The following is a 23,672-nucleotide window of genomic DNA, read 5'->3' on the forward strand; positions in this document are numbered from 1 at the left end:
GGACACCGAAACGACGCCATCGGCGCTGTCGGCATGGGGCTGCAAAGACCTTTTGAAGCGGCCTGTAAAATCAAGCCTGTGCCACCGTAGTTCAATGGATAGAACTCTCCCCTCCTAAGGGAGTGATACAGGTTCGATTCCTGTCGGGGGCACCAGTCGGCTGGGCTGAAAATCCTATTTCAGGTCGTGACAGGCTCAAACGCACCCCAAGCCGCCAAGGCTTCTGCCGTGTACATCAGGGCCGGGCCCCCGCCCATGTAAACGCAGACCGCCAGCATTTCTTCCAGTTCCTGGCGGGTGCAGCCCAAACGGCGCAAAGCCTTCACATGAAAACCGATGCAACCCGAGCAATGCTGGGTGATGCCGATGGCCAATGCGATCAATTCTTTGTGCTTTTCACTGACGGCACCCTCGGCCATGGCCGCCTTGGCCAGCTGTCCAAAGCCCTGCATGGCTTCGGGCTGGGCTTTGCGCAAGCCTGCCAGAGAGTGGTTGATGTTCTGGATCAGTGTGGGATGGTCAAAGGTGCTCATGGTGGTTTCCTTGGGTTGATGCAAATCACAAACGGTCAATGGGCAAGCCGAATTGCATCGATACGGCCCCAGCGGAGCCGCCATTGCTGACCTGCTGGTAACCCATCCGCTGCATGTAGTTGCAGGCCATGCCCGAGCGGCCGCCCGATGCACAGCACAGGATCACCGGGGCCGATTTGTCCGGCACAGCCTCTGCAATGACTTGCGCGAAGCGGTCCAGCGGGATATTGACCGAGCCACGCACATGGCCGGTGGCGAACTCGCCAGGCGAGCGGACATCAATGATCAAGGGGGTGGTGTGAGCGCTTGTCATGTTTTTTGAGCCATCGGGGTTGAAGAATAATGCCTGTCGTGTTCAGCGGCTCAAGGCGGCATTGACGGTCTGAAGCTTTTGCACATCGAGTTGACCGGCCATGGCTTGCAAGCGCAGTTGACCCATCAGCACATCGGTGCGTGCTTGCAGCAAAGCCAGCTGGGCGGCACTGGCATCGTTTTGCGCATTGAGCAAATCCAGTGTGGTGCGGTCGCCGACCTGGCGACCCAATTGCGTTGCATCCAGGCGTGCCTGACTGGCGGTGTCAGCGGCTTGCAATGCAGCGATGCGCGCTTGCCCGCTTTGCACGGCCAGCCATGCTGAACGGGTCATCTGGCTGACCTGCAAGCGGGTACGTGCCAGCTCTGCGCGGGCCTTGTCCTGCAAATGCACCGCCTCTTGCTGCTTGGCACTGCGCCAGCCACCGGTGTACAGCGGCACATGGAGCATCACCCCCACCATCTGCTGGCTTTGTGTGTTGCTGGCTGCACCAAAATCGCCCGTGCCACCCATGCGCTCGCGCGACGCTTGCGCCACCACATCCAATGTGGGGGAGGCCTGGGCACTGTGTTTGCGCAACTCTTGCTGCGCAGCATCCGCCTGTGCTTCTTGCAGGCGGATCAGTGGGTTGCCTTGCTCGGCTTTTTGCAACCAGGACGCCAGGCTGTCGTGCTCCGAGGACGGCACCCAGCGCGCAGGCACTTGCAGTTGCAAGGCATCCACCGACAAGCCCGTGACGTCGGCCAGCACTTGCCGAGCCATCTCCAGATCGTTGCGGGCAGCAATGGCCTGAGCGCTCAAGGCCTGCGCACGGGCACCCGCCTCGTGCGTGTCGGTGACGGGGGCATCGCCGATGGCAAAACGGTCTTTCGCTTCGAACCATGCTTTGTCCACCGCTTTTTGCTGTTGTGCGATCAAGGCCAGGCCTTGCTCGGCCAACACGACATCGAAGTAACGTTGTGTGGTCTGCAGCATCCAGTCTTGCTGCGCCAGTTTCCACTCGTGCTCGCTGGCTTGCGCAGCGATGTCCAGCTGTGCACTTTGGGCCTGGCGCTCGGGGTTGTACAGGGCTTGTTTGGCGCTCAAAATCCAACGGGTGCTCGAGCCGCCGCTGATCGAGGTGCCAAAGCCCGCACCGGTCACGGGTGCTGAACCGGGCATTGAAAACTGCGCGCCATTCATCTGACTTTGCGCACTGGCCCAGCCGGCACTGGCACTCAAGCCCACGGTAGGACGCCACAGGGCCTGGGCCTGATCGCGCCGGGTCGATCCTGCCGCACGATTGGCTTGGCTGATCGCGCCCTGCGGGTCGTGCTTTTGCGCGGCTTCCCAGACTTGCAGCAGATCGGTGGCACTGGCCGTGCTCGCGCACAGTGCCCAAACAGCGCCAGCCCATAAGGTGCGAGGAATCATCTTGACACTCCGTGGCTTGTTTTAGAAATCAGCAGCCAGGCTCAACGCCCATTTTGCGAAGGATGGAATCCATCAGACACCACTTTGTCAGCGCGCTTTGCAGCAAATTGGCCCCCACAAAAGCGGTGAACGCCAGCCACCAAGGGCTCACGAAAACAGGGCTGCCTTCAATGCCCAAGGCCAAGGACAAGAGGATGAAGGTGCCAGCGACCAAACGAACGATTTGCCAGGATTTCATGAAGAATTCTCCGAAGGGTTAAAAATCAAAGGGTTTCGTACTGGCGGCGGTAAGCCGCGTAGTACAGCGTGGGGATCACGACCAAGGTCAGGATGGTCGAGACAAAGATGCCAAAGATCAGCGAGATGGCCAGGCCATTGAAGATCGGGTCGTCCAAGATGAAGAAGGCACCCAGCATGGCCGCGCCGCCCGTGAGCATGATCGGCTGTGCACGGGTGATGGCCGACTGCACGATGGCCTGCTTGAAGGGCGTGCCCTCTTTGACCTGCAGGTGGATGAAGTCCACCAGCAAGATGGAGTTGCGCACAATGATGCCGGCCAGCGCGATCATGCCGATCATGCTGGTGGCCGTGTACTGCGAGTGCAGCAGCGCATGCCCGGGCATGACGCCGATGATGGTCAGCGGGATAGGCGCCATGATGATGAGTGGCGTGAGATAGGAACCAAACTGCGCCACCACCAGCAAATAGATCAGCACCAAGCCCACCGCATAGGCGGTGCCCATGTCGCGGAAAGTCTCATACGTGATCTGCCACTCGCCATCCCACTTGAGGGCGTAACCGCGCCAAGCGTCAGACGGCTGGCTGATGAAATATTCGCCCAGCGCCTGGCCATCGGGGGCCTGAATTTTCTGAATGTCGCTGCGCATCTTGAACATGCCGTACAGCGGACTGTCGAGCTTGCCGGCCATGTCGGCGGTCACAAAGTTCACGGGCAACAGGTCTTTGTGGATCACGGGTTGCTCGCGCTCGCTGTCGGTCACGGTGACCAGTTCGCGGATCGGCACCAGCTTGCCCGATGCGCCGCGCACCATGAGTTGGAGCAAGGCCGACAAATCGCCATGGCGCTCGGCGGGCAACTGGATCAAGGCCGCAGCCGGGTACTTGCTGCCGTCATGCAGGTAGGTCGTGGCCTCTCCGGCCAAGCCAGCGCGCAAGGTCGTCACGATGGCTTGCTGAGGAACGCCCAGAGTCGCGGCTTTGCGGCGGTCCACCAGCAGCAATTTGCGCGGTGCGGCGGCAATGCTGCTGTCGTCCACATCCACCACGTTGTCGGTCTTCTCAAAAATGGCGCGCACCGCCTTGGCGACACGACGGCGGCCTTCGGCGTCGGGGCCATAAATTTCAGCCACGATGGGTGCGAGCACAGGCGGGCCGGGTGGCATCTCGACCACTTTGACATTCGCGCCAAAGCGCTGGCCAATGGCCTGCAGCTCGGGGCGCAGGCGTGTGGCGATCACATGGCTTTTGTCTTTGCGGTCGTGTTTGTCCACCAGTTTGACCTGCATGTCGCCCACCTCACCACCTGCACGCAGGTAGTACTGGCGCACCAGGCCGTTGAAGTTGATCGGCGAGGATGTGCCTGCATACGCTTGGTAGTCCGTCACCTCAGGCTGTTGCGCCAAGTGGGCACCCAGCTCGCGCATGACGGCTGCGGTTTCTTCCACAGGTGTGCCAACAGGCATGTCGACCACCACCTGAAACTCCGACTTGTTGTCGAAGGGCAGCATCTTGAGCAGCACCAAGCCTGTGGCGGGCAACACCAGCGAGAAAGCGATCAAGCCTGCAATGCCCAAACCCAGCAGCTTGCGGTTGCGCACGCCTTGCTCGTTGTGCAACAAAGGTGTGAACACGCGCTCAAACAAGGGGCCCAGCTTGGCCGCCAAGCCTGTGGGCGCCGCATGTGCATCGCCGGCATGGCCGTGGGAAGCCTTCATCCAGATGCGTGCCAACCAAGGCGTGACCACAAAGGCAATGGCCAGTGACAGCAGCATGCCCATGCTGGCATTGATCGGGATCGGGCTCATGTAGGGGCCCATCAAACCGCTCACAAAAGCCATGGGCAAGAGCGCGGCGATCACCGTCAGCGTGGCCAAAATCGTGGGGCCACCCACTTCATCCACTGCACCGGGGATGATCTCGGCCAGGGTCTTGCCCGGGAACAGCTGCTGGTGACGGTGGATGTTTTCCACCACCACGATGGCATCGTCCACCAAAATACCGATGGAAAAAATCAGCGCAAACAGCGACACACGGTTGAGCGTGAAGCCCCAGGCCCACGAGGCAAACAGCGTCACCGTCAGCGTCAAAATCACCGCCGTGCCCACAATCGCCGCTTCACGCTTGCCCAGCGCAATGAACACCAGCGCCACCACCGAGGCCGTGGCGAACAGCAGCTTCTGAATCAGCTTTTGAGCCTTGTCGTTGGCCGTCGCACCATAGTTGCGCGTCTCGGCCACCTGCACCTCGTCGGGGATCACCGTGCCGCGCAGCGCGGCCACATGGTCCATCACGGCGTTGGCCACGTCGATGGCGTTTTCACCGGGCTTTTTGGTGATGGTCAATGTCACAGCGGGGTATTCACCGCCACCGGCTGACTTGCCCAAGCCATGCGTCACATAACGCGTCGCGGGCAAGGGCCCCTCTTCCACCTTGGCCACATCCTTTAAGAACACCGGACGGCCGCCTTGCACGGCCACCACGAGATCAGCCACATCACTGGCTTGCGAGAGGAATGGCCCGGCCTCGATGCTCACGCTCTTGTTCCCCGCGATGAGCTCGCCCACCGGGAGCCCTGAGTTGGCCGACTGAAGCGCCATGCGCAGGTCGCTCACCGTGACACCAAACCCGGCCATGCGCTCGGGCTCGATTTGCACCAGCACCGCACGGTCCGGGCCGCCCAAGGTCTGCACATCTTGTGTGCCTTTGACGCGCTTGAGGTCGGCCTCCATGCTGTGCGCCACGCGCTCCAGCTTGTAGGCGCTGGCGTCATCGCTCTTGCTGAACAGCGTCAACGTCACGATGGGCACATCGTCCACGCCTTTGGGTTTGATCAGCGGCTCCATCACGCCCAAACCTTTGGGCAGCCAGTCCGCGTTGTCGCGGATCGTGTCGTGCAAGCGCACCAGCGCTTCGGTGCGCGGCACGCCCACCTTGAACTGCACCGTCAGCACCGCCACGCCTGGGCGCGAGACCGACATCACATGTTCAACGCCCGCGATTTTGGACAAGACCTGCTCGGCCGGAATGGCCACCATCTGTTCCACATCGCGCACGGCCGCGCCGGGGAAAGGCACCAGCACATTGGCCATGGTCACGTTGATCTGGGGTTCCTCTTCACGCGGGGTGACCATCACCGCAAAAATGCCCAGCAGCAAAGCCACCAAGGCCAGCAGTGGCGTGATTTGCGCGCTCTGGAACAGGGCCGCAATGCGGCCTGAAATGCTCAAATTTTTTGGCTCGTGCATATCAAGCCCCCTTTCAGCGCACAGCGCCGGCCAGCTGTGGCTCAGCAGCCACCTTGTCGCCCTGGCGCAGGCCACTCAAGACCTCCACACGATCGCCCGATGTCTGGCCCAAGCGCAACTGACGCAAGCTGGGCTTGCCCTGGGCGTCGACGACGTACACACCGGTCATCTCGGCGCGGCGCACGATGGCAGTCGCTGGCAAATAGAGCCGCTCTGCACCGCTCTTGCCCACCGCCACACCTGGCAACCACACACGGGCAAACATCCCCGGCGCCAGTCCTTCAATGCCCGCAGGCAAGCTCAGGCGAATCTGCCCGGTGTGTGTGACCGGGTCCACCGCTGGCAGGACCTGAATCTGCGGCGGCAGCTGCGGGGTGCTGTAGCCCGCCATACCCGGCAATTCGTAGCGCACAGCTTTGGGCTGTGCATGGGCCGTGGCCAGCAGGGCTTGCGGCACGGCTGCTGTCACGCGCAATGCAGAAGGGTCGTAAACGGTGATCAATGGTTTGCCCGGCAGGGCCATGTCACCCAGCGTGACGGGGACATCGCTGACCACACCCGCGTAGGGTGCATTCAGCACAAAAAAGCCCGATTGGGTTTGTGCGGCCTGGTTGTTCGCCTGCAGCGCTTTGACCTGTGCCCTTGCGGCATCCCACTGCGCTTGCGCACGGTCAAAGGCCGCTTGGCTGATGTATTCCTTTTGAAGCAATTGCTTCTGGCGCTCCAGCTCCTTGCTGGCCACGGCGAGATTGGCCTGCGCGGCTTCGACCTGGGCGCTGGCACCGATCACGTTCTGTTGTGCTGCACGGGCGTCGATGCGCAGCAGCGCCTGCCCGGCCTTGACGCGGTCACCGGCCTTCACATGCAAGGCCACCACGGCACCCGCCACCTGCGTGGACAAAGTCGTCTGGCGCACAGCCTCGACCACAGCGTCCAGGCTGTTTTCGGTTTGCGACAGCCCTGCACCTTGCACGGCAATCACTTTCAGCGGCGGCGCATCGGCGGCCAAGGCCACAACCTGTGATGCGAGGGATGCCATGGCCACCAGAGTCAGCTCGGTGATGCGCTTCATCGTCTTGTCCTTCGTTATTTAGCTATTTGCTTATTTAACTGATTGATTAATTATATAATGATACAATGGAAAAAGCAACCCGTCAGGAGCCATGCGATGAAAAAAATACCCCGGTCGATCAGCAAGACAGTGCACCCATGAAGCAATTGCCTGAAGGCGCATTGACAGAAATCGCGGCCTACTTTCAGGTCCTGGCGGAACCCACACGACTGCAAATACTGAACATCCTGCGCACTGGCGAGCGCAATGTGGGCGAACTGGCGCAAATGTGTGGCTTCACAGCGGCCAATGTGTCGCGGCACCTGGCGCTGCTGACGCAACAAGGCTTGGTCGAGCGCGAAAGCCGGGGCACGAGCGCCTTTTACAAGATCGCCGACCCGTCCATCTTTGCGTTGTGCGATCTGGTCTGCGGCAACATCACCCGCCAGATCGAACGCACAGCAGAGCGCCGTGCCGCATTCACCACCCAAGGCTGACCGCCATTCAGACTAAGCCGACCCGGCACTGGAATCGGTGCGTTGCACCACGGACTGCGCAAGCCATACCGGACAAGGGCGCGGACCTTGCTGAAAAATCACAAGGCTCGGGCAATTTCAACACTTTGGCCCTCTATAATTTGCGACTTCGTGTGGGACCATAGCTCAGTTGGTAGAGCAGCGGACTTTTAATCCGTTTGTCGTGGGTTCGACCCCCGCTGGTCCCACCACCGATACGCAAAAGCCACTGGATACGCTGTACCCAGTGGCTTTTTCTTTGGCTGTCAGCGCCTGCAGCTTGGCCTCGCATGCACAATCGACCCGCACCTTACAGCCCCAGCACAGGAGCCTGCCATGCCGTTTTTCGTTGACACATCGCCGCCAGGACAATGCATTTTTTGCCGACTGGTCAGCAAGGAGATTCCGGCTTCTATCGTGTTTGAAGACGATCAAACCTTGGCGTTCATGGACCTGGGGCAGGTCAATCCAGGCCATGTGCTGGTGACCAGCAAGCGCCATGCGGCCACCTTGCTGGACCTGAGCGCCGACGAAGCCGCCGCGGTGATGCGCACGGCTCACCGCGTGGCACAAGCGATTTCAGCGACCTTTGACCCACCCGGCCTGACCTTGCTGCAAGCCAATGGGCAAGAAGGCGAACAAACCGTTTTCCATTTCCACATGCATGTGGTGCCGCGCCATGCACATGATGGCATCGCCCTGACGTGGCCGCGCAAAGAGCCGACCCGCGAAGTGCTGCAAGCCCATGCACAGCGTTTGATACAGGCGCTGAAACCGCTCTGACCGATCCCTCAGCGTCATCCCGGGCGAAGACCCGGGATCCATGCCCGCCTGCCTTCAACGCTGTGGCTGGCGCAAAGTGCGGCTGAGCAAAATCACCGGAATCAAGCCCACCAGCACCAGCGCCAGCGAGGGCAAGGCCGCCTCGCCCAGGCGCTCGTCACGCGCCAGCTGGTAAGCCACCACGGCCAGCGTGTCGCTGTTGAAGGGGCGCAGCACCAAGGTGGCGGGCAACTCTTTCATCACGTCCACAAACACCAGCAAAGCAGCGGCCACCGTGGTGCGCTGGAGCAAGGGTGCATGCACCCGGCGCAGCAGCCCCCAGCCGGTCACCCCCAGCATGCGGGCCGAGTCGTCCAGACTCGCCGGAATGCGGGCATAGCCGCTTTGCACCGACTGCAAGGCCACTGCGCAAAAGCGCACCAAGTAGGCCCACACCAGCCCCAAAGAAGTCGCCGTGATCCACGCCCCGGCCGACGATGCGGGCCAGGTCTGCTGGATCCAGCCCACCGGCAAAAGCAAGCCCACCACCACCACCGCGCCTGGAATGGCATAACCCAGGCCCACCAGCTGAATGGCCCAGCGGCTGACGCGGTCAGCGCGTGTGCGCACACTGAAGGCCAACGCCAGCGCCACGCCCACGGCCAGCACAGCGGTCAGGGCGCCAAGACGCAAACTGGTCAAGGCCCACTGCCCAAAACGGTTCCAGGGCAGCTCGGTCGTCTCACCCGCCAAAGCCCGCAGCATGATCAGCACCGGCAGCACAAAACCCAGCAGCACGGGCAAGCTGCACACCGTCCAAGCCAGCACGCGGCGCAGGCCGAGCAACTGCACCGGCTGCGCTTCGGCCGAGCCTTGGCGTGAGCCGCGCCCCTGGTTGAAGCGCATGCGCTTTTGGGCGCGTTGCTCCAACTGCAGCAAAACCACCACCACCGCCAGCAGCACCGTGGCCAGCTGGGCTGCTGCCACGCGGTTGTCCATCGACAACCAGGCTTTGTAAATGCCCGCCGTGAAGGTCTGGATGCCAAAGTAGCTGGACACGCCAAAGTCGGCCAGCGTCTCCATCAGGGCCAACGCGACGCCCGCAGCCACGGCCGGGCGAGCCAAAGGCAAGGCAATTTCGCGGATGCGGCGGGGCAGCGGTGCGCCCAGCAAACGGGCCGCTTCCATCAGGCCGGCAGCGCGCTCCACCAAGGCGGTGCGGGCCAGCAAATACACATACGGGTACAGCGCCAAGGTGAACACCAGCGCCGCGCCCCAGACGCTGCGCACATCGGGCCACAGGCGGCCCTGCATGCCCAGCGCTTCGCGCAAAGCCACCTGCAGCGGTCCGCTGAACTGCAAAAAGTCGGTGTAGGCATACGCCACCACATAGGCAGGCATGGCCAAGGGCAAGAGCAGCAGCCATTCAAAAACGCCGCGCCCCGGAAAATCAAACAAGGTGACCAAGGCCGCGGTGGCCAGGCCCAGCACCGTCACGCCCACGGCCACCATCAGGCACAGGGCCAGGGTGGTCAGCGCATAGTCGGGCAGCACAGTGCGCCCCATCTCCAGCAAGATGCCGGCGCTTTCCCCGCCCCACTGCAGCCAAGAGCCGAGCACGGCCAACACCGGCAAGGCCAAAGCCAATGCCAGCAAGGCGTAAAGCAGGGAAGGAAGGCGCGATAAACGGCGCGCGAAAGTTCGCAACATATCGTCAGGATTGTAGAAGGCGATCACCGATCGAGAACTTGTCACCCCGGGCGAAGACCCGGGGGCCATCTCCACTGCGGCCATGGCTCGGGGATCCAGTCCGCACTGACCCTGAACTCCCTACAATCGAGCCCATGTTTCTCGAGCTCAGCCAACTGGACATCCAATACCCCGGTCGCCCCGTGCCCGCCGTGCAAGGCGTGAACCTGAGCCTGCGTGCGGGTGACATTGGCGTTTTGATCGGGCCGTCAGGCTGCGGAAAAACCACGCTACTGCGTGCGGTGGCAGGCCTGGAGCCCGTCTCGGGCGGCAAGGTCTTGCTGTCCGACCGCGTGGTCAGCCAAGCAGGCCACACCGTGCCCGCCGAACAACGCCGCATCGGCATGGTGTTCCAGGACTACGCCCTCTTTCCTCACATGGACGTGGGCCGCAATGTGGGCTTTGGCATTGACCACCTGACCAAAGCCGAACGCGCTGGGCGTGTGGCCGAAGTGCTGACCTTGGTTGGCCTGGAAGGGGCAGAAAAACGCTTTCCTCATGAACTGTCGGGCGGTCAACAACAACGCGTGGCCTTGGCCCGCGCCTTGGCACCCAAGCCTGATTTGCTGTTGCTGGACGAGCCGTTTTCCAACCTCGACATCGACTTGCGCGAACGCTTGGCGCAAGAGGTGCGCAACATCCTCAAAGCCGCTCAGGCCACGGCCCTGCTGGTCACGCACGACCAGCTTGAAGCTTTTGCCATCGGTGATCTGATTGGCGTGATGAACGAAGGTCGGCTGCACCAGTGGGAAGACGCCTACAGCCTGTACCACCGCCCGGCCACGCGCTTTGTAGCGGACTTCATTGGCCACGGCGTGTTCACGCCCGCCACTCTGCGCGAGGTCAACGGCCAAGTGGTGGTTGACACACCAGTGGGCGAGTTGACCGATGTGGCCGAATGCCCCCTGCCCTGCGCGTTTGAAGGGGGGCAATGCGATGTGTTGCTGCGTGCCGACGACATCGTGCACGACGACCACGCCCCGGTCAAAGCCGAAATCATCCGCAAGGCGTTTCGCGGCTCGGAGTTTTTGTACACCTTGCGATTGGCCAGTGGCGACCTGCTCATGGCCCATGTGCCCAGCCACCACGACCACAAGCTGGGCGAATGGATCGGCATCCGCGCCGAGGTGGACCACGTCGTCACCTTCAAGCGCGCCTGATCGGTCAACAACCCTGACCTGTGCCAAATACTCTGCGCCAAGGCTCAGGCCTGCGAACACACCGCCGAACTACTGGCCATCACGCAGACGGATGATGTCCTGCCGCAGATCGTGCGCCCAGGCCCGGCGGTCGCGGCCGTTGGCGGTTTGGGGCTCGCCAAAATGCACCACCGCCGTGATGCGCGATGCGGTCAGCGTACGCCACATGGAGCCGACCAAGGTGTCGTCACCGATGTAGCACGGCGCATAGCTGGGCTCGCCAGAAGCCGCATTGATGAACTTGAGCGACATGGGCTGCACTGGGGCATCGGCCTGGATGGCCGATTGGATCAGGTTGGCATGAAAGGGCAGCAAATCGCGGCCATCGCTGGTGGTGCCTTCCGGGAAAACAGCCACCACATCGCCGTCCTTCATGGCATCGGCCATGTCCTTGACCATGCGCAGCGCGTCTTTGCGGCTGGTGCGTTCGATGAACAAGGTCGCACAGCCGGTGGCCAAGGTGCCGATCATGGGCCAGTTGCGGATGTCCGACTTGGCCACAAAGCGGCAATGCCGCGCCGCGTGGATGACTGAAATGTCCAGCCACGAAATGTGATTGGCCACCAACAGTGCGGGGCCGTTCAGCACCGGCTGACCCAACACCTTCAGGTGGATGCCCCACAAAGCCAGCAACTGCAAGGACCAAGCTTGCACACGCATTTCGCGCTGCTCGGCGCTGAGCTGTGGAAAGTGGGCGTAAATCCACCACATGCCCACGACGACATGCCACAGGCCGAGCAGGAGTTTCCAGATCGCACGCAAAGATTTCAAAAGGAAATGCCGTTCAAGCCTCGAACGCCACATGCCCGCCCACCAAGGTGGCCAGCACGCGACCCGGCAACTCGTAGCCCGAGAACGGTGTGCTCTTGCCTTGGCTGCGCAAAGCGGCTTCGGTCACGGGCCAATGGCCTTCGTCCGACAGCACGCACACATCGGCCACACCCCCTACGGCCAAGCGGCCCACCGAGTCCTGCAAGGTACCCAGTGACGATCCCAGCACACGGGCCGGATCGGCGGTGACGCGCGAAAGCACTTGCGTCACGGGCACGCCTGTGTCCTGACCCCACTTGAGGGCCAGGCTCCACAGCAGCTCCATGCCGGTGGCACCGGGTTCAGCCTCGGCAAAAGGCAGGGCCTTGGCGTCGGCATCGACCGGGGTGTGGTCGGACACCAGTGCGTCCAGCGTGCCATCGGCCAGACCGGCACGCAGGGCGTCACGGTCGCGCTGCTGGCGCAGGACCGGCGTCAGGCGCGCACGGCTGTCGAAGTAACCCATGTCGTTGTCGGTCAGGTGCAGCGAGTTGATGCTCACATCGGCTGTGACCGGCAGGCCCTCGGCCTTGGCCTGGCGAACCAACTCAACCCCTTGGGCGCTGCTGATGCGGCACAGGTGCACGCGTGTTCGGGTGCTGCGCACCAGCTCAAAAATCGTGTGCAGAGCAATCGTCTCGGCGGCCACCGACACGCCGGACAAACCCATGCGCGTGGCCAGCGGACCACTGGCGGCCACGCCTTTGCCCAAATGCAACTCTTGCGGGCGCAACCAAACAGTCAAGCCAAAGGTGCTGGCGTATTGCAAGGCGCGTTGCAGCACTTGGGTGCTCGGAATTGGCACCTCGGCCTGGCTGAAGCCCACGCAACCGGCGTCGGTCAGCTGGACCATTTCGGTCAGCACATCGCCCTTCAGGCCCACAGTCAATGCGCCCAAAGGCAGCACACGGGCTTGGTGCAGTTTTTCGGCGCGGTAGCGCAGCATCTCAACCAAACCGGGCTCGTCGAGCACCGGCTCGGTGTCAGGCGGGCAGACCAGGCTGGTCACACCACCGGCCACGGCAGCGGCCATTTCGCTCTCGAGCATGCCCGCGTGTTCTTGACCGGGCTCGCGCAGACGCGATGCCAAGTCCACCAAGCCAGGGGCCACGATGCAGCCCTTGGCGTCGATCACGCGCTTGGGCGTGAAGTCGGCGGGCACTTGGCCCATGGCCACGATGCGCCCGGCAGCGATCGCCAGATCGGCTGTTTGGTCAAAGCCGCTGGCGGGGTCGATCACGCGGCCGTTTTGAATCAGGATTTTCATGGTGGAGTGCCCTCAGACGAGAAAGCGTTCAGGATGTCTTTCAACGCTTCGATCAATGTTTGACATTCAGCGGGAGTCCCGACGGAAATACGCAAATGCTGTTCAATGCGTGGCAAAGCAAAGTGGCGAACCAGAATTTTTCGTTCCCGCAATTGACGGAGTAATTCGGCGGCATCCTTCAAAGGATGACGCGTCAGGATGAAATTGGCCTGCGAGGGCAAGGTGTCAAAGCCCAAGGCACTCAATTCGCGCACCAGACCCTCGCGGGTATGGATGACCGCCTCACAAGTGGCCTTCAAATGGTCATCATCCTCCATCGCGGCCTGAGCCCCCAGCAAAGCCAGGCGATCCAATGGATAGGAATTGAAGCTGTTTTTCACACGCTCCAGTGCAGCAATCAGGTGCGGTTGGCCAAGCGCAAAAGCAGCACGCAGACCTGCCAAAGAACGTGACTTGGACAATGTTTGCACTACGAGCAGCTGAGGAAATTCTTGAATCAAAGAAGCTGCGCTTTGGCCGCCAAAATCCACATACGCCTCATCAATGACCACCACAGAATCAGTGTTGAGTGTCAACAGTTCTCGAATTTGCGTGAGCGGCAAAGCCACCCCTGTGGGGGCGTTTGGATTGGCCAGAACAATCCCGCCGTTGGGTCGCTGGTAGTCCGAAATGCGAATCTGAAAATCGGCATCCAGTGGCACTTGCTGATGCCGGATGCCAAACAGTCCGCAATAGACTGGATAAAAGCTGTAAGTGATGTCGGGGAACAGCACAGGCAAGTCATGCTTGAGTAAGGCAGGAAATACATGCCCCAACACCTCATCCGAGCCGTTGCCTAAAAACACATGCTCAGGCGACAAATCGAACCTGCGCGCAATGGACGCACGCAGCAAGTTGCCATTGGGATCAGGATAGAGGCGCAGGCCCTCATCCAGTCCTCCTGCAATGGCTTCCAACACCCGGACTGAAGGCGGATATGGGTTTTCGTTGGTGTTGAGCTTGATCCAGCCAGACGTTTGGGGTTGCTCTCCGGGCATATATGCCTTGAGCAATTCAATACCCGCGCTCCAGTATTTCGTACTCACACTCACGCCTCGTTGCCGGCCACGATGCTCATCACCGCCATGCGCACGGCGATGCCGAAGGTCACCTGCGGCAAGATCACGCTTTGTTGGCCGTCGACCACCGCCGAGTCGATCTCGACGCCGCGGTTGATCGGGCCGGGGTGCATGACGATGGCATCGGGCTTGGCCAGCTGCAGCTTCTCGGGCGTGAGGCCAAAGCTCTCGAAGTATTCCTGGCTGGAGGGCAGCAGCGCGCCGCTCATGCGCTCGTTTTGCAGGCGCAGCATGATGACCACGTCGCATCCCTGGATGCCTTCTTCCAGATTATTGAAAACGCGCACGCCCATCTGGGCCATGTCGGCAGGCACCAGCGTTTTGGGGCCGACCACGCGGACTTCGGCGCAGCCGAGCGTGGTGAGCGCATGGATGTCGGAGCGCGCCACCCGCGAGTGCAGCACATCGCCCACGATGGCCACGGTGAGGTTGGCAAAGTCTTTTTTGTAGTGCCGGATGGTGTACATGTCCAGCAGCGCCTGCGTGGGGTGGGCGTGGCGGCCGTCACCGGCATTGACCACGTGCACATGGGGCGCCACGTGCTGCGCGATCAGGTAGGGCGCGCCCGACTCGCTGTGGCGCACCACAAAGATGTCGGCGGCCATGGCGCTCAGGTTGGCGATGGTGTCGAGCAGCGACTCGCCTTTGCTGGCCGAAGAGCGCGCGATGTCGAGCGTGTAGACGTCGGCCGACAGGCGGGTGGCCGCGATGTCGAAGGTGGTGCGGGTGCGGGTGCTGTTCTCGAAGAACAGGTTGAACACGCTCTTGCCGCGCAAGAGGGGCACCTTCTTCACTTCACGGTCATTGACACTCACAAAGCCCTGTGCGGTGTCGAGGATGTGCGTGAGGATGTCCTTGGACAGGCCTTCGGTGGAGAGCAGGTGGATCAGCTCGCCGTTTTTGTTCAGTTGGGGGTTGTTGCGTTTGTAGAGCATGTTGTTGTCACCTCAATCAGGCTTTGTTCTCCACGTCAAAACTGAAGCGCCCTGTCGCATCGCGGGCCAGCGCCAGCGATTGCGTCTCGGGCAAGGCCACGCGGGCGGCGGCAAAGTCCGCCTGCACCGGCAGCTGACGCCCACCGCGATCGACCAAGACCGCCAGCTGCACGCGCGCGGGGCGGCCGTAGTCAAAAATCTCATTCAACACGGCGCGGATGGTCCGGCCGGTGTAGAGCACATCATCGAGCACCAAAATGTCCGCGCCATCGACCTCAAACGGCAAGCTGGTCTGGCCACCGGCCGACAGGCCGCGCTGGGCAAAATCGTCGCGGTGCATGACCGAAGAGACTTGGCCCGCTTCACCGGGGAGGCCCAGGTCGCGCTGCAGGCGCTCGGCCAGCCAAGCGCCACCCGAGGTGATGCCCACCAGGCGCGTGTTGGCTTGGCACAGGCTGCGCACACCGCGCAGCAACTCCAAATACAAGGCCTCGGCATTCAGGGCGAGTGCGCTCATGGCAGGCTCCTTAAAAATTGGTCAAGAATGATCGCCGCCGCTGCGGCATCGGCATCTTTGGCCCCATAGGAAAGGGCTTCGGTGGTGGTGTAACGCTCGTCCACCTCGTACACCGACAGGCCAAAACGGCCACGCAACTGACGCCCGAACTTGCGGGCGCGCAAGGTGTTTTCATGCTCGCCGCCATCGGGGTGGAGGGGCACACCGATCACCAGCGCGTCGGGCTGCCACTCTTTGATGCGCTTGGCGATGTGGTCAAACCGAGCGTCGCCCTCGGCGGCAATGGTGCCTTGCGGGGTGGCGGTTTTCATGAGGCGGTTGCCCACGGCAACACCGGTGCGCTTGAGGCCGTAGTCGAAGGCCAGAAAACTTTGTTGCGATGCCGGAACGGTGATGGGTGTATCGCTCATGCGTGCCCCGCTTCTGGCGACAGCATCCAGCTTTTGAGGCCCAACAAGTCCAGAGCACGGTCGTAGCGCTCGGCCATGGGCACGTCAAAAATCACATCGGCCGATGCGGGCACCGTCAGCCAAGTGTTTTCGGCCAGCTCCGACTCCAGCTGCCCTTCACCCCAAGAGGCATAGCCCAGCGTGACCAGCACGCGGCGCGGGCCTGCGCCGGAAGACAGGGCTTCGAGCACATCGCGCGAAGTGGTCATCTCCAGGCCCCCGGGGATCGTCAGGGTGGAGGCGTAAATCGAGCCGCCGTCTTCCTGCGGTTTTTCCATGTGGATCGGGTCGTGCAGCACAAAGCCGCGCTCGGTCTGCACCGGGCCACCTTGCGAAACGGCGTTTTGCATCAGGTCTTCGCGGCGCAAAGGCAAATCCACCTTGTCAAACAGGTGGCGCATGCTGATGTCGGCGGGTTTGTTGATGATCAGGCCCATGGCGCCGCGTGGGCTGTGTTCGCACATGTACACCACGCTGCGGGCAAAAGTCTCGTCCTCCAACCCGGGCATGGCGATCAGGAAATGATGCTTGAGGTCTATGGAGGCACAATCGGTCATGCGCTGATTTTAACGGCCCGGCCCCCGAGGGACGACCACCCGGCGCACTAATTGATCCAACTGGACGACCTGTCATGGAAACCCCATTTTCGAGCGGCTTGGTGTGGCTGCGGCGCGACCTGCGCGTGGCCGACCACGCTGCGCTGTACCACGCGCTCAAACACTGCCAACGGGTGCATGTGGCCTTCGTGTTCGACACCGCCATTCTGGACAAACTGCCCCGCGCGGACCGCCGGGTCGAGTTCATCCGCGAATCACTGGTGGAGGTCGATGAACAGCTGCGCCAATTGGCCGGGCACCGCCAAGCAGGCCTGATCGTGCGGCACGGCGTGGCACAAGACAAGATCGCGAAACTGGCGCATCACCTGCAAGTGCAAGCGGTGTTTGCCAACCACGACGACGAGCCCGATGCGCTGGCGCGCGACATCCAGGTGCGCGGTCATCTGGCCGACCACGGCATCGTGCTGCACACCTACAAAGACCATGTGATTTTTGAGCGCAACGAGGTGCTGACCCAGATGGGTAAGCCTTTTGCCGTGTTCACGCCTTACAAAAACGCCTGGCTCAAGAAAGTCACCCCGTTTGATCTGCAGGCCTACCCGGTCGAACAGTACGCCCATCACCTGGCCCCGCGCCCGGACAACCTGGCCCAGCCCGTGCCCGAGTTACAGGACCTCGATTTCGAGGCCAGCAACCTGAAGGCCCTGAAAATCCCGACGGGCGAAACTGGCGGTCAGGCTTTGCTGAGCGATTTCCTGACCCGCATCGACCAATACGAAGACACCCGCAACTTCCCAGCGGTCAAAGGCCCCAGCTACCTGAGCGTGCACCTGCGCTTTGGCACCGTGTCGATCCGACAACTGGCCCGCGAGGCGCATGCCCGCATGACGGTGGGCAGCGCAGGTGCTGCGGTGTGGCTGTCAGAGCTGATCTGGCGCGACTTTTATGTGCAGGTGCTGCACAACTTTGGCCATGTGGGGCGCGGCGAAAGCTTCAAACCCGAATACGACCATATCAAGTGGGAGCACGGCACGCACGCCCACAAACTGTTTGACGCCTGGTGCGAGGCCCGTACCGGCTACCCGCTGGTGGACGCGGCCATGCGCCAGCTCAACCAGACCGGCTACATGCACAACCGCCTGCGCATGGTGGTGGCCAGCTTTTTGGTGAAGGATTTGGGCATCGACTGGCGTTGGGGCGAGCGCTACTTTGCACAGCACCTGAACGATTTCGATTGGTCGGCCAACAACGGCGGCTGGCAGTGGGCCAGCTCCAGCGGATGCGATGCGCAGCCTTACTTCCGCATCTTCAACCCGATCAGCCAAAGCGAAAAGTTCGACCCCGAGGGCAAGTTCATCCGCCGCTATGTGCCTGAGCTGTCCGCATTGCCCACGGCAGCGCTGCACGCGCCCTGGCTGGCCAAACCGATGGCGCTGCAAAGCGCCGAGGTGGTGATCGGCAAGACCTACCCGGCCCCCATCGTGGACCACGCCGAGGCCCGCGAAAAAACGCTGGGCCGCTATGCAGTGGTCAAGAAAAAAGCCGTTTGATCAGGCGGCTTGCGCAACCACCCTCAAGGGTTTTGTGCTGTAGGAGTCCACCCCTGTGGGCGATGGTTTGCAGGGTCATGCAGCCGAGGGCGTTTGCCACGCTCTTCGCCCACGGGGTGGGCTCCTACAAAAAATCTATCCCGTGCCTGATGCTCAAGACTTCACGGGTTTTGTGCGATCAGATCGCCACCATCTCAAAGTCTTCCTTGCGGGCCGCGCATTCGGGGCAAGTCCAGTTCATGGGCACGTCTTCCCATTTGGTGCCGGGCGCAATGCCGTGCTCGGGGTCGCCCTCGGCTTCATCGTAAATCCAGCCGCAAATCAGGCACATCCAGGTTTTGTGTTCCATCACAGTGTCGCAATCAGAGAGTCGAATAGAATGATTTGCATTGTATCGGGCCGCGCTGTGCGCCCGGCTGAAGAGCTTCTGAAGCCCACTGCAAACTGCTTTCATGACCGATCACAACACTGACACCCCCACCGACGCAGCAGACGAAGAAGAATCTGCTGGTTTGGCCTGCATCCTGTCGTTCAATGCCAACGACCCCTGCGGTGCCGGTGGCCTGACCTGCGATGCCACGGCGATGGCCTCGGTCGGCGCGCACTGCCTGCCCGTGTGCACCGGTGCCTATGTGCGCGACACCAGCAACATCACCGACTTTTACCCACTGGACGAAGAGGCCGTGGACGACCAAGCCCGCACCGTGGCCGAAGACATGCCGGTGCAAGTCATCAAAGTCGGCTTTGTGGGCACACCCGAAAACCTGGCCGCCATTGCCGCTTTGGCTGACGACTATGACGGCGTGCCGGTGGTGGCCTACATGCCCAACCTGTCCTGGTGGGAAGACCACAAGATCGACGCTTACCTGGACGCTTTTCGCGAATTGCTGCTGCCCCAAACCAGCGTGCTGGTGGGGCACCACAGCACCTTGCGCCGTTGGCTGCTGCCCGACTGGACCGGCGAGCGCAACCCCGGCCCACGCGACATCGCCAAGGCGGCCTCAGACCTGGGTGTCCCGTTCACACTGGTGACCGGTCTGCCTTTGCCTGATCAGCACATCGACAACGTCCTGGCCTCGCCCGAAACCGTGATCAGCCACGAAAAGTTTGAACGCATCGAAGCCGTTTTTGCCGGTGCGGGCGACACGCTGACAGCTGCGCTGGCCGCCCTGCTGGCCACAGGCATGGACTTGCCCGAGGCCACCAACGAAGCCCTGCACTACCTGGACCGCTGCCTGGACGAAGGCTTTCGGCCCGGCATGGGCCAGGTCATTCCGGACCGCCTGTTCTGGGCGCTGCCCGAAGGCGAAGAAACCGACGAGGACGAAGAAGACCCCGATGCCCACCCCGGTGCGGATTACTTCGAAGTGCCTTTCAACGAAACGAAACACTGATTCAGGAGACCGAACATGACAGACCGCAACCAAGAACTGTTTGACCGCGCCGCCCAAGTGATCCCTGGTGGCGTGAACTCGCCTGTGCGCGCCTTCCGCGCCGTGGGTGGCACACCCCGCTTTGTGCAGCGTGCGCAGGGTGCTTATTTCTGGGATGCCAACGGCCAGAAATACATCGACTACATCGGCTCCTGGGGCCCCATGATCTTGGGCCACGGCCACCCGGCCGTACTTGAAGCGGTGCAAAAAGCCGCGCTGGACGGCTTCTCTTTCGGAGCACCCACGGAGCGCGAGATCGAGCTGGCCGAAGAAATCTTGAAGCACGTGCCCTCCATGGAGATGGTGCGCCTGGTCAGCTCGGGCACCGAAGCGGGCATGAGCGCCCTGCGCCTGGCACGAGGTGCGACGGGTCGCAGCAAATTCATCAAGTTTGAAGGCTGCTACCACGGCCACGCCGATGCGCTGCTGGTCAAAGCCGGCTCGGGCCTGGCCACCTTTGGCAACCCCACCAGCGCGGGCGTGCCGCCCGAGGTGGTGCGCGATACCCTGGTGCTGGAGTACAACAACATCGAACAGCTCGAAGAAGCCTTCAAGCTGCATGGCAAGGAACTGGCCTGCGTGATGATCGAGCCGATCGCAGGCAACATGAACTTTGTGCGCGCCAGCGTGCCCTTCATGAAACGCTGCCGCGAACTGTGCACCGAATATGGCGCATTGTTCGTGTTTGACGAAGTGATGTCTGGATTCCGTGTGGCACTCGGTTCTGCCCAAAGCGTTTACGCCCAATTGATCCCCGGCTTCAAACCCGACATGACGGTGCTGGGCAAAGTGATTGGTGGCGGCATGCCGCTGGCGGCTTTTGGCGGACCGCGCGAGATCATGTCCAAACTGGCACCCACCGGCCCGGTTTACCAAGCGGGCACACTGAGCGGCAACCCGGTGGCCACCGCCTGTGGCTTGGCCACCTTGCGCGAGATCGCCAAGCCCGGCTTTTTTGACGCGCTGAGCGCCCGTACCCAAAGCCTGGTCGATGGCCTCAAAGGCGCTGCCGCATCGGCAGGCGTGCCTTTCAGCGCCGACTGCCAGGGCGGCATGTTTGGTTTCTTCTTGCTGCCCGAGTTGGCGCAAAACTACACGCAAGTCATGACCAGCGACAGTCCCAAGTTCAACAAACTCTTCCACGGCCTGCTGGATGGCGGCGTTTACATAGCGCCCGCTTTGTACGAAGCTGGCTTTGTCAGCGCTGCACACACCGAAGCCGACATTGCCGAGACCGTGCGCGTGGCAGGCGACGTGTTCAAAACACTCTGAACCCATGAAACGCCTGCTTGGCCTGGTCTGTGCAGGTGGGGCAGCTCTGCTGTGTGCCCCTGCACACGCCGAGTTCGAGGCCAGTCGCCTCTGGCTCAACGCCGGTTTCTACTCGGCCCACTTTGACACAGGCAAAGGCCTGCGCAACGCCAACCCGGGCTTGGGCTTTGAGTACCGCATCGACGAAGACTGGAGCGCTACTGCGGGCCGCTTCATCAACAGCGACAACGCACACTCCAGCTATGTGGGTGCCTACTACCAACCCTGGCGACTGGGGCCTGTGAAACTCGGCGTGGTGGGTGGGGCCTTCAATGGCTACCCCAAAGCCTTCAACGGTGGCTGATTCCCCGCGATCATCCCGATGGCCAGCATCGAAAGCGGTCAATGGGGCCTGAACGCAGCACTGGTGCCGCCACTCAAAGACAGGCTCTACGGTGCGCTGAGCTTTCAGCTCAAGTTTCGTTTTCAGAACTGAGGTGTCTTTGGCGCGTCTGGCTCAAGTTTGAGCCGTCATCGGCACAAAACTGGCGCGTGCTTCGCCATCGAGTTCGGTGTTCAGTTGCTGCAGCAAGGCCATGAATTGCACGCGCTGAGCGGGGCTGAATGGACTCATCAACTTGTCATGGGCTTTTTGAACCGGCTCATGCGCTTGGCGCAGCAAGCGCTCGCCCGCAGCGGTCAAACTGACCGCCATCTGGCGTCGATTTTCAGATGAGATGGTCCGCTGGCAAAAGCCCCGTTCTTCCAGGCCCTTGAGTACCCTGAGCACCGTCACCTTGTCAAAGGCCAAGGCGCGGGCCAAGCTGGACTGGTCGATGCCCGCTTGCTCCTGAATGACACACAGCACCCCGTACTGGGCAGGCGTGAGCGCGAGATCGGCACAGGCGCGCTCAAAGATCGAGGCTGAAATCTGATGTGCCCTGCGCAACAAAAAACCGGGGCGCTGGTAAATGGTTTGTGTGGGCATGGGGCAGGGATTCCCTGAATAAGCAAAAGCTGCAGCTTCGTGAATAATTGTTTGCATACTAACGCATGGAGATGCACTGATGCGCTCTGATCGACGACAGCTGACGGCCCTCTTGGCCACGGGCCTTGCGCTTTGGGGCTTGTCTCCCATCACCTGGGCGCAGTCAAGTGCTGGCCAGGCACCGATCAAATTGATTGTGCCCTTCACGCCGGGCACAGGCATCGATTTGATCGCACGCACATTGGGGCCCAAGCTGTCACAAAAGCTGAACCGCCCCGTGGTGGTCGAAAACCGCGTGGGGGCTTCTGGCAACATCGGCACCGAAGCTGTGGTGCGCGCCACACCTGACGGCAACACCTTGCTGGTGAGTGTCAACACTTTGGTCATGAACCGTGCGCTCTACCCCGGCATTGGGTTTGATCCGGTCAAGGACTTGACCGCCGTTTCACAAACCAGTTGGGGACAACTGCTGCTGGTCACCCATCCGAAGTCGAGCTACAAAACCGCAGCCGAACTGGTGGAGGCCGCTCGCAAGCAACCAGGACGCATCAATTACGCCTCACCCGGCATGGGCACGCCGCACCACTTGTCGATGGAGCTGTTCAAAAACACCGCGCAGGTGTTTCTGACCCACATTCCTTACCGGGGCACCGGCCCGGCCGTGACGGATTTGCTCGGCGGCCAAGTCGACGTCATGTTCTTGCCCATCCATGTGGCCTTGGCCCACATCCGCACCGGGCGCTTGGTGGCACTGGGCATTGGCAGCGACAAGCGGCATCCGCTCTTGCCCGAGGTGCCCACACTGGCCGAGGCCAAAGCGGGCAATGTGAACGTGGGCATGTGGTTCGGTGTCTTTGCGCCCAAAGGCACGCCCACAGACATCGTCAACCTCTACAACAGCGAAATCAACCAACTGCTGGCGGGTGACGATGTGAAAAAAGCCTTTGTGTCGCAGGGCATGGACCCGCTGGGCGGTACGCCGCAGGCTTTTGCGCAATTGGTCGAGCGTGACGCAGAGCGCTGGGCTCGCCTGATCAAGGACCAAGGCATCAAAGCCGAGTGACCCCAGCGGCCCCCATGAAAATGCCCCTCACGTGAACTGCACCCCAAAAGTTGGACACCAATCCAACCTTTGGGGTGTTTTTCATGACGAAGTACGACGAGAAATTTAAAAAATCTGTTGTTCAAGATTACTTAGCCGGTGGCGGTGGCTACACAAAGCTTTCTGCCAAGTACGGGGTCAATGATGGACAGATACGGCATTGGGTGGGCGCCTTTCTTCAAAACGGCGATAGTGGGCTAACCAAGAAGTCCAGTCATTACAGCGCTGAATTTAAGCTGCGTGTCCTAGAGCACATGTGGCGCGAAGAGCTTTCGTTTAACCAGACCATTCACTTGTTTGATCTGCGCGGGGGCACTGGAGTTGTCTCGGATTGGGAGCGCAAGTACCATGAGGGCGGTATCACAGCATTAGCTCCCAAGCCCCGAGGGCGCCCAAAACCGATGAAACCTCCCGAACCCACTACGCCCTCTAGCGAGCAGCCCGTGCAGGACAAAACGTTGCAAGAGCTGCAACGCGAAAATGAGTACTTGCGAGCGGAGGTGGCTTATCTAAAAAAGTTGGATGCCTTAGTTCGAGCCAAGCAGCAGGCTGCGCAGACAAAGCGAAAGCCCTGATCGAACTAAGGCAGCATCACCCCTTGGCCACTTTGCTCCAGGTGGCCGAGCTGCCTCGCAGCACGTTTTACTACCAAGTCAAGGCGCTGCAAAGGGATGA

Annotated in this window: 25 protein-coding genes and 2 tRNA genes; 11 read left to right on the forward strand and 16 right to left on the reverse strand. The window is 61.4% G+C overall.

Features of this window, described 5'->3' with window-relative positions:
• The first annotated feature begins 80 nt into the window (after nucleotides 1–80).
• Nucleotides 81–155: transfer RNA gene (locus tag B9Z52_RS15675), tRNA-Arg, on the forward strand.
• A gap of 24 nt (nucleotides 156–179) precedes the next feature.
• On the opposite strand, the gene B9Z52_RS15680 is transcribed toward B9Z52_RS15675, so the two are convergent.
• The 6 genes from B9Z52_RS15680 to B9Z52_RS15705 all read right to left on the reverse strand — a co-directional run bounded on the left by B9Z52_RS15680 (nucleotide 180) and on the right by B9Z52_RS15705 (nucleotide 6,816).
• Nucleotides 180–533 carry a carboxymuconolactone decarboxylase family protein gene (locus tag B9Z52_RS15680; RefSeq protein ID WP_108414814.1) on the reverse strand — a complete coding sequence of 118 codons (354 nt, stop codon included), beginning with the start codon at nucleotides 531–533 and terminating at the stop codon, nucleotides 180–182.
• 25 nt (nucleotides 534–558) lie between these two features.
• Entirely contained in the window at nucleotides 559–822 is a 264-nt protein-coding gene (locus tag B9Z52_RS15685; protein WP_233251991.1) for a rhodanese-like domain-containing protein, read from the reverse strand.
• Nucleotides 823–888: 66 nt separating this feature from the next.
• Entirely contained in the window at nucleotides 889–2,259 is a 1,371-nt protein-coding gene (locus tag B9Z52_RS15690) for a TolC family outer membrane protein (protein ID WP_108414792.1), read from the reverse strand.
• 28 nt (nucleotides 2,260–2,287) lie between these two features.
• Nucleotides 2,288–2,497, reverse strand: coding sequence for a DUF2892 domain-containing protein (locus B9Z52_RS15695; protein WP_108414793.1), 210 nt, complete (start codon nucleotides 2,495–2,497; stop codon nucleotides 2,288–2,290).
• A 25-nt stretch (nucleotides 2,498–2,522) separates the two neighbouring features.
• Nucleotides 2,523–5,744 (reverse strand): efflux RND transporter permease subunit, encoded by a 3,222-nt coding sequence (locus B9Z52_RS15700; RefSeq protein WP_108414794.1) that lies wholly within the window; start codon nucleotides 5,742–5,744, stop codon nucleotides 2,523–2,525.
• 13 nt (nucleotides 5,745–5,757) lie between these two features.
• Nucleotides 5,758–6,816, reverse strand: coding sequence for an efflux RND transporter periplasmic adaptor subunit (locus B9Z52_RS15705; protein ID WP_233251992.1), 1,059 nt, complete (start codon nucleotides 6,814–6,816; stop codon nucleotides 5,758–5,760).
• A gap of 137 nt (nucleotides 6,817–6,953) precedes the next feature.
• Between B9Z52_RS15705 and B9Z52_RS15710 the strand changes: the two genes are divergently transcribed.
• The 3 genes from B9Z52_RS15710 to B9Z52_RS15720 all read left to right on the forward strand — a co-directional run bounded on the left by B9Z52_RS15710 (nucleotide 6,954) and on the right by B9Z52_RS15720 (nucleotide 8,093).
• Nucleotides 6,954–7,292 carry a metalloregulator ArsR/SmtB family transcription factor gene (locus B9Z52_RS15710; protein ID WP_108414816.1) on the forward strand — a complete coding sequence of 113 codons (339 nt, stop codon included), beginning with the start codon at nucleotides 6,954–6,956 and terminating at the stop codon, nucleotides 7,290–7,292.
• Nucleotides 7,293–7,446: 154 nt separating this feature from the next.
• A tRNA-Lys gene (locus B9Z52_RS15715) sits at nucleotides 7,447–7,522 on the forward strand.
• A 124-nt stretch (nucleotides 7,523–7,646) separates the two neighbouring features.
• Nucleotides 7,647–8,093: an HIT family protein gene (locus tag B9Z52_RS15720; RefSeq protein ID WP_108414795.1), complete on the forward strand. Its 447-nt coding sequence runs from the start codon at nucleotides 7,647–7,649 to the stop codon at nucleotides 8,091–8,093.
• Nucleotides 8,094–8,147: 54 nt separating this feature from the next.
• Here the strand turns inward: B9Z52_RS15720 and B9Z52_RS15725 are convergent, their stop codons facing one another.
• On the reverse strand, nucleotides 8,148–9,782 hold the full coding sequence (locus tag B9Z52_RS15725; RefSeq protein WP_108414796.1) for an iron ABC transporter permease: 1,635 nt from the start codon (nucleotides 9,780–9,782) through the stop codon (nucleotides 8,148–8,150).
• 134 nt (nucleotides 9,783–9,916) lie between these two features.
• Here B9Z52_RS15725 and B9Z52_RS15730 point away from each other — a divergent pair, with 134 nt between their 5' ends.
• On the forward strand, nucleotides 9,917–10,981 hold the full coding sequence (locus tag B9Z52_RS15730; RefSeq protein ID WP_108414797.1) for an ABC transporter ATP-binding protein: 1,065 nt from the start codon (nucleotides 9,917–9,919) through the stop codon (nucleotides 10,979–10,981).
• Nucleotides 10,982–11,050: 69 nt separating this feature from the next.
• Here the strand turns inward: B9Z52_RS15730 and B9Z52_RS15735 are convergent, their stop codons facing one another.
• Genes B9Z52_RS15735 through B9Z52_RS15765 form a run of 7 tightly spaced genes read right to left on the reverse strand, consistent with a single transcriptional unit; the run spans nucleotide 11,051 to nucleotide 16,673 of the window.
• The gene (locus B9Z52_RS15735; RefSeq protein WP_108414798.1) at nucleotides 11,051–11,791 is read right to left on the reverse strand and encodes a 1-acyl-sn-glycerol-3-phosphate acyltransferase; all 741 of its coding nucleotides are present in this window, start codon (nucleotides 11,789–11,791) and stop codon (nucleotides 11,051–11,053) included.
• A gap of 13 nt (nucleotides 11,792–11,804) precedes the next feature.
• Complete coding sequence (locus B9Z52_RS15740; protein WP_108414799.1) at nucleotides 11,805–13,097, reverse strand: dihydroorotase; 1,293 nt, start codon at nucleotides 13,095–13,097, stop codon at nucleotides 11,805–11,807.
• Nucleotides 13,094–14,188, reverse strand: coding sequence for a histidinol-phosphate transaminase (gene hisC, locus B9Z52_RS15745; protein WP_369907943.1), 1,095 nt, complete (start codon nucleotides 14,186–14,188; stop codon nucleotides 13,094–13,096). The genes B9Z52_RS15740 and hisC overlap by 4 nt, the downstream gene beginning before the upstream one ends.
• Nucleotides 14,185–15,150 carry an aspartate carbamoyltransferase catalytic subunit gene (locus B9Z52_RS15750; protein ID WP_108414801.1) on the reverse strand — a complete coding sequence of 322 codons (966 nt, stop codon included), beginning with the start codon at nucleotides 15,148–15,150 and terminating at the stop codon, nucleotides 14,185–14,187. The genes hisC and B9Z52_RS15750 overlap by 4 nt, the downstream gene beginning before the upstream one ends.
• Nucleotides 15,151–15,166: 16 nt before the next feature.
• Nucleotides 15,167–15,667 (reverse strand): bifunctional pyr operon transcriptional regulator/uracil phosphoribosyltransferase PyrR, encoded by a 501-nt coding sequence (gene pyrR / locus B9Z52_RS15755; protein WP_108414802.1) that lies wholly within the window; start codon nucleotides 15,665–15,667, stop codon nucleotides 15,167–15,169.
• Nucleotides 15,664–16,077 (reverse strand): Holliday junction resolvase RuvX, encoded by a 414-nt coding sequence (ruvX, locus tag B9Z52_RS15760; RefSeq protein WP_108414803.1) that lies wholly within the window; start codon nucleotides 16,075–16,077, stop codon nucleotides 15,664–15,666. Before ruvX ends, pyrR begins: the two co-directional genes overlap by 4 nt.
• Nucleotides 16,074–16,673 (reverse strand): YqgE/AlgH family protein, encoded by a 600-nt coding sequence (locus tag B9Z52_RS15765; protein WP_108414804.1) that lies wholly within the window; start codon nucleotides 16,671–16,673, stop codon nucleotides 16,074–16,076. The genes ruvX and B9Z52_RS15765 overlap by 4 nt, the downstream gene beginning before the upstream one ends.
• Before the next feature lie 74 nt (nucleotides 16,674–16,747).
• Between B9Z52_RS15765 and B9Z52_RS15770 the strand changes: the two genes are divergently transcribed.
• Nucleotides 16,748–18,223: a deoxyribodipyrimidine photo-lyase gene (locus B9Z52_RS15770; protein WP_108414805.1), complete on the forward strand. Its 1,476-nt coding sequence runs from the start codon at nucleotides 16,748–16,750 to the stop codon at nucleotides 18,221–18,223.
• 178 nt (nucleotides 18,224–18,401) lie between these two features.
• Here the strand turns inward: B9Z52_RS15770 and B9Z52_RS15775 are convergent, their stop codons facing one another.
• Nucleotides 18,402–18,572: a rubredoxin gene (locus B9Z52_RS15775; RefSeq protein WP_019427587.1), complete on the reverse strand. Its 171-nt coding sequence runs from the start codon at nucleotides 18,570–18,572 to the stop codon at nucleotides 18,402–18,404.
• Between the two features lie 103 nt (nucleotides 18,573–18,675).
• Here B9Z52_RS15775 and B9Z52_RS15780 point away from each other — a divergent pair, with 103 nt between their 5' ends.
• The 3 genes from B9Z52_RS15780 to B9Z52_RS15790 are packed head-to-tail and all read left to right on the forward strand — an operon-like array spanning nucleotide 18,676 to nucleotide 21,271.
• Nucleotides 18,676–19,617 carry a bifunctional hydroxymethylpyrimidine kinase/phosphomethylpyrimidine kinase gene (locus B9Z52_RS15780; protein ID WP_108414806.1) on the forward strand — a complete coding sequence of 314 codons (942 nt, stop codon included), beginning with the start codon at nucleotides 18,676–18,678 and terminating at the stop codon, nucleotides 19,615–19,617.
• A 15-nt stretch (nucleotides 19,618–19,632) separates the two neighbouring features.
• Entirely contained in the window at nucleotides 19,633–20,928 is a 1,296-nt protein-coding gene (gene hemL, locus B9Z52_RS15785) for a glutamate-1-semialdehyde 2,1-aminomutase (RefSeq protein WP_108414807.1), read from the forward strand.
• A 4-nt stretch (nucleotides 20,929–20,932) separates the two neighbouring features.
• Nucleotides 20,933–21,271 (forward strand): hypothetical protein, encoded by a 339-nt coding sequence (locus B9Z52_RS15790; protein WP_233251993.1) that lies wholly within the window; start codon nucleotides 20,933–20,935, stop codon nucleotides 21,269–21,271.
• A gap of 153 nt (nucleotides 21,272–21,424) precedes the next feature.
• On the opposite strand, the gene B9Z52_RS15795 is transcribed toward B9Z52_RS15790, so the two are convergent.
• Nucleotides 21,425–21,895, reverse strand: coding sequence for a MarR family winged helix-turn-helix transcriptional regulator (locus B9Z52_RS15795; RefSeq protein WP_108414808.1), 471 nt, complete (start codon nucleotides 21,893–21,895; stop codon nucleotides 21,425–21,427).
• A gap of 79 nt (nucleotides 21,896–21,974) precedes the next feature.
• On the opposite strand from B9Z52_RS15795, the gene B9Z52_RS15800 reads away from it, so the two are divergent.
• Together B9Z52_RS15800 and B9Z52_RS15805 are read left to right on the forward strand one after the other, a co-directional pair.
• Nucleotides 21,975–22,958: a tripartite tricarboxylate transporter substrate binding protein gene (locus B9Z52_RS15800; RefSeq protein ID WP_108414809.1), complete on the forward strand. Its 984-nt coding sequence runs from the start codon at nucleotides 21,975–21,977 to the stop codon at nucleotides 22,956–22,958.
• An 83-nt stretch (nucleotides 22,959–23,041) separates the two neighbouring features.
• Entirely contained in the window at nucleotides 23,042–23,572 is a 531-nt protein-coding gene (locus B9Z52_RS15805) for a helix-turn-helix domain-containing protein (protein WP_108411841.1), read from the forward strand.
• Nucleotides 23,573–23,672 lie beyond the last annotated feature (100 nt).

Origin of the sequence: Limnohabitans sp. Jir72, assembly GCF_003063575.1 — a bacterium.
Lineage (GTDB): Bacteria > Pseudomonadota > Gammaproteobacteria > Burkholderiales > Burkholderiaceae_C > Limnohabitans_A.

Bases quoted from the DNA above. Each gene is read 5' to 3' on its own strand.
- B9Z52_RS15680 (WP_108414814.1), bottom strand. From the start codon at position 533: ATGAGCACCTTTGACCATCCCACACTGATCCAGAACATCAACCACTCT.
- B9Z52_RS15690 (WP_108414792.1), bottom strand. From the start codon at position 2,259: ATGATTCCTCGCACCTTATGGGCTGGCGCTGTTTGGGCACTGTGCGCG.
- B9Z52_RS15695 (WP_108414793.1), bottom strand. From the start codon at position 2,497: ATGAAATCCTGGCAAATCGTTCGTTTGGTCGCTGGCACCTTCATCCTC.
- B9Z52_RS15700 (WP_108414794.1), bottom strand. From the start codon at position 5,744: ATGCACGAGCCAAAAAATTTGAGCATTTCAGGCCGCATTGCGGCCCTG.
- B9Z52_RS15705 (WP_233251992.1), bottom strand. From the start codon at position 6,816: ATGAAGCGCATCACCGAGCTGACTCTGGTGGCCATGGCATCCCTCGCA.
- B9Z52_RS15710 (WP_108414816.1), top strand. From the start codon at position 6,954: ATGAAGCAATTGCCTGAAGGCGCATTGACAGAAATCGCGGCCTACTTT.
- B9Z52_RS15720 (WP_108414795.1), top strand. From the start codon at position 7,647: ATGCCGTTTTTCGTTGACACATCGCCGCCAGGACAATGCATTTTTTGC.
- B9Z52_RS15725 (WP_108414796.1), bottom strand. From the start codon at position 9,782: ATGTTGCGAACTTTCGCGCGCCGTTTATCGCGCCTTCCTTCCCTGCTT.
- B9Z52_RS15730 (WP_108414797.1), top strand. From the start codon at position 9,917: ATGTTTCTCGAGCTCAGCCAACTGGACATCCAATACCCCGGTCGCCCC.
- B9Z52_RS15740 (WP_108414799.1), bottom strand. From the start codon at position 13,097: ATGAAAATCCTGATTCAAAACGGCCGCGTGATCGACCCCGCCAGCGGC.
- B9Z52_RS15750 (WP_108414801.1), bottom strand. From the start codon at position 15,150: ATGCTCTACAAACGCAACAACCCCCAACTGAACAAAAACGGCGAGCTG.
- pyrR (WP_108414802.1), bottom strand. From the start codon at position 15,667: ATGAGCGCACTCGCCCTGAATGCCGAGGCCTTGTATTTGGAGTTGCTG.
- ruvX (WP_108414803.1), bottom strand. From the start codon at position 16,077: ATGAGCGATACACCCATCACCGTTCCGGCATCGCAACAAAGTTTTCTG.
- B9Z52_RS15765 (WP_108414804.1), bottom strand. From the start codon at position 16,673: ATGACCGATTGTGCCTCCATAGACCTCAAGCATCATTTCCTGATCGCC.
- B9Z52_RS15770 (WP_108414805.1), top strand. From the start codon at position 16,748: ATGGAAACCCCATTTTCGAGCGGCTTGGTGTGGCTGCGGCGCGACCTG.
- B9Z52_RS15775 (WP_019427587.1), bottom strand. From the start codon at position 18,572: ATGGAACACAAAACCTGGATGTGCCTGATTTGCGGCTGGATTTACGAT.
- B9Z52_RS15780 (WP_108414806.1), top strand. From the start codon at position 18,676: ATGACCGATCACAACACTGACACCCCCACCGACGCAGCAGACGAAGAA.
- hemL (WP_108414807.1), top strand. From the start codon at position 19,633: ATGACAGACCGCAACCAAGAACTGTTTGACCGCGCCGCCCAAGTGATC.
- B9Z52_RS15790 (WP_233251993.1), top strand. From the start codon at position 20,933: ATGAAACGCCTGCTTGGCCTGGTCTGTGCAGGTGGGGCAGCTCTGCTG.
- B9Z52_RS15795 (WP_108414808.1), bottom strand. From the start codon at position 21,895: ATGCCCACACAAACCATTTACCAGCGCCCCGGTTTTTTGTTGCGCAGG.
- B9Z52_RS15800 (WP_108414809.1), top strand. From the start codon at position 21,975: ATGCGCTCTGATCGACGACAGCTGACGGCCCTCTTGGCCACGGGCCTT.
- B9Z52_RS15805 (WP_108411841.1), top strand. From the start codon at position 23,042: ATGACGAAGTACGACGAGAAATTTAAAAAATCTGTTGTTCAAGATTAC.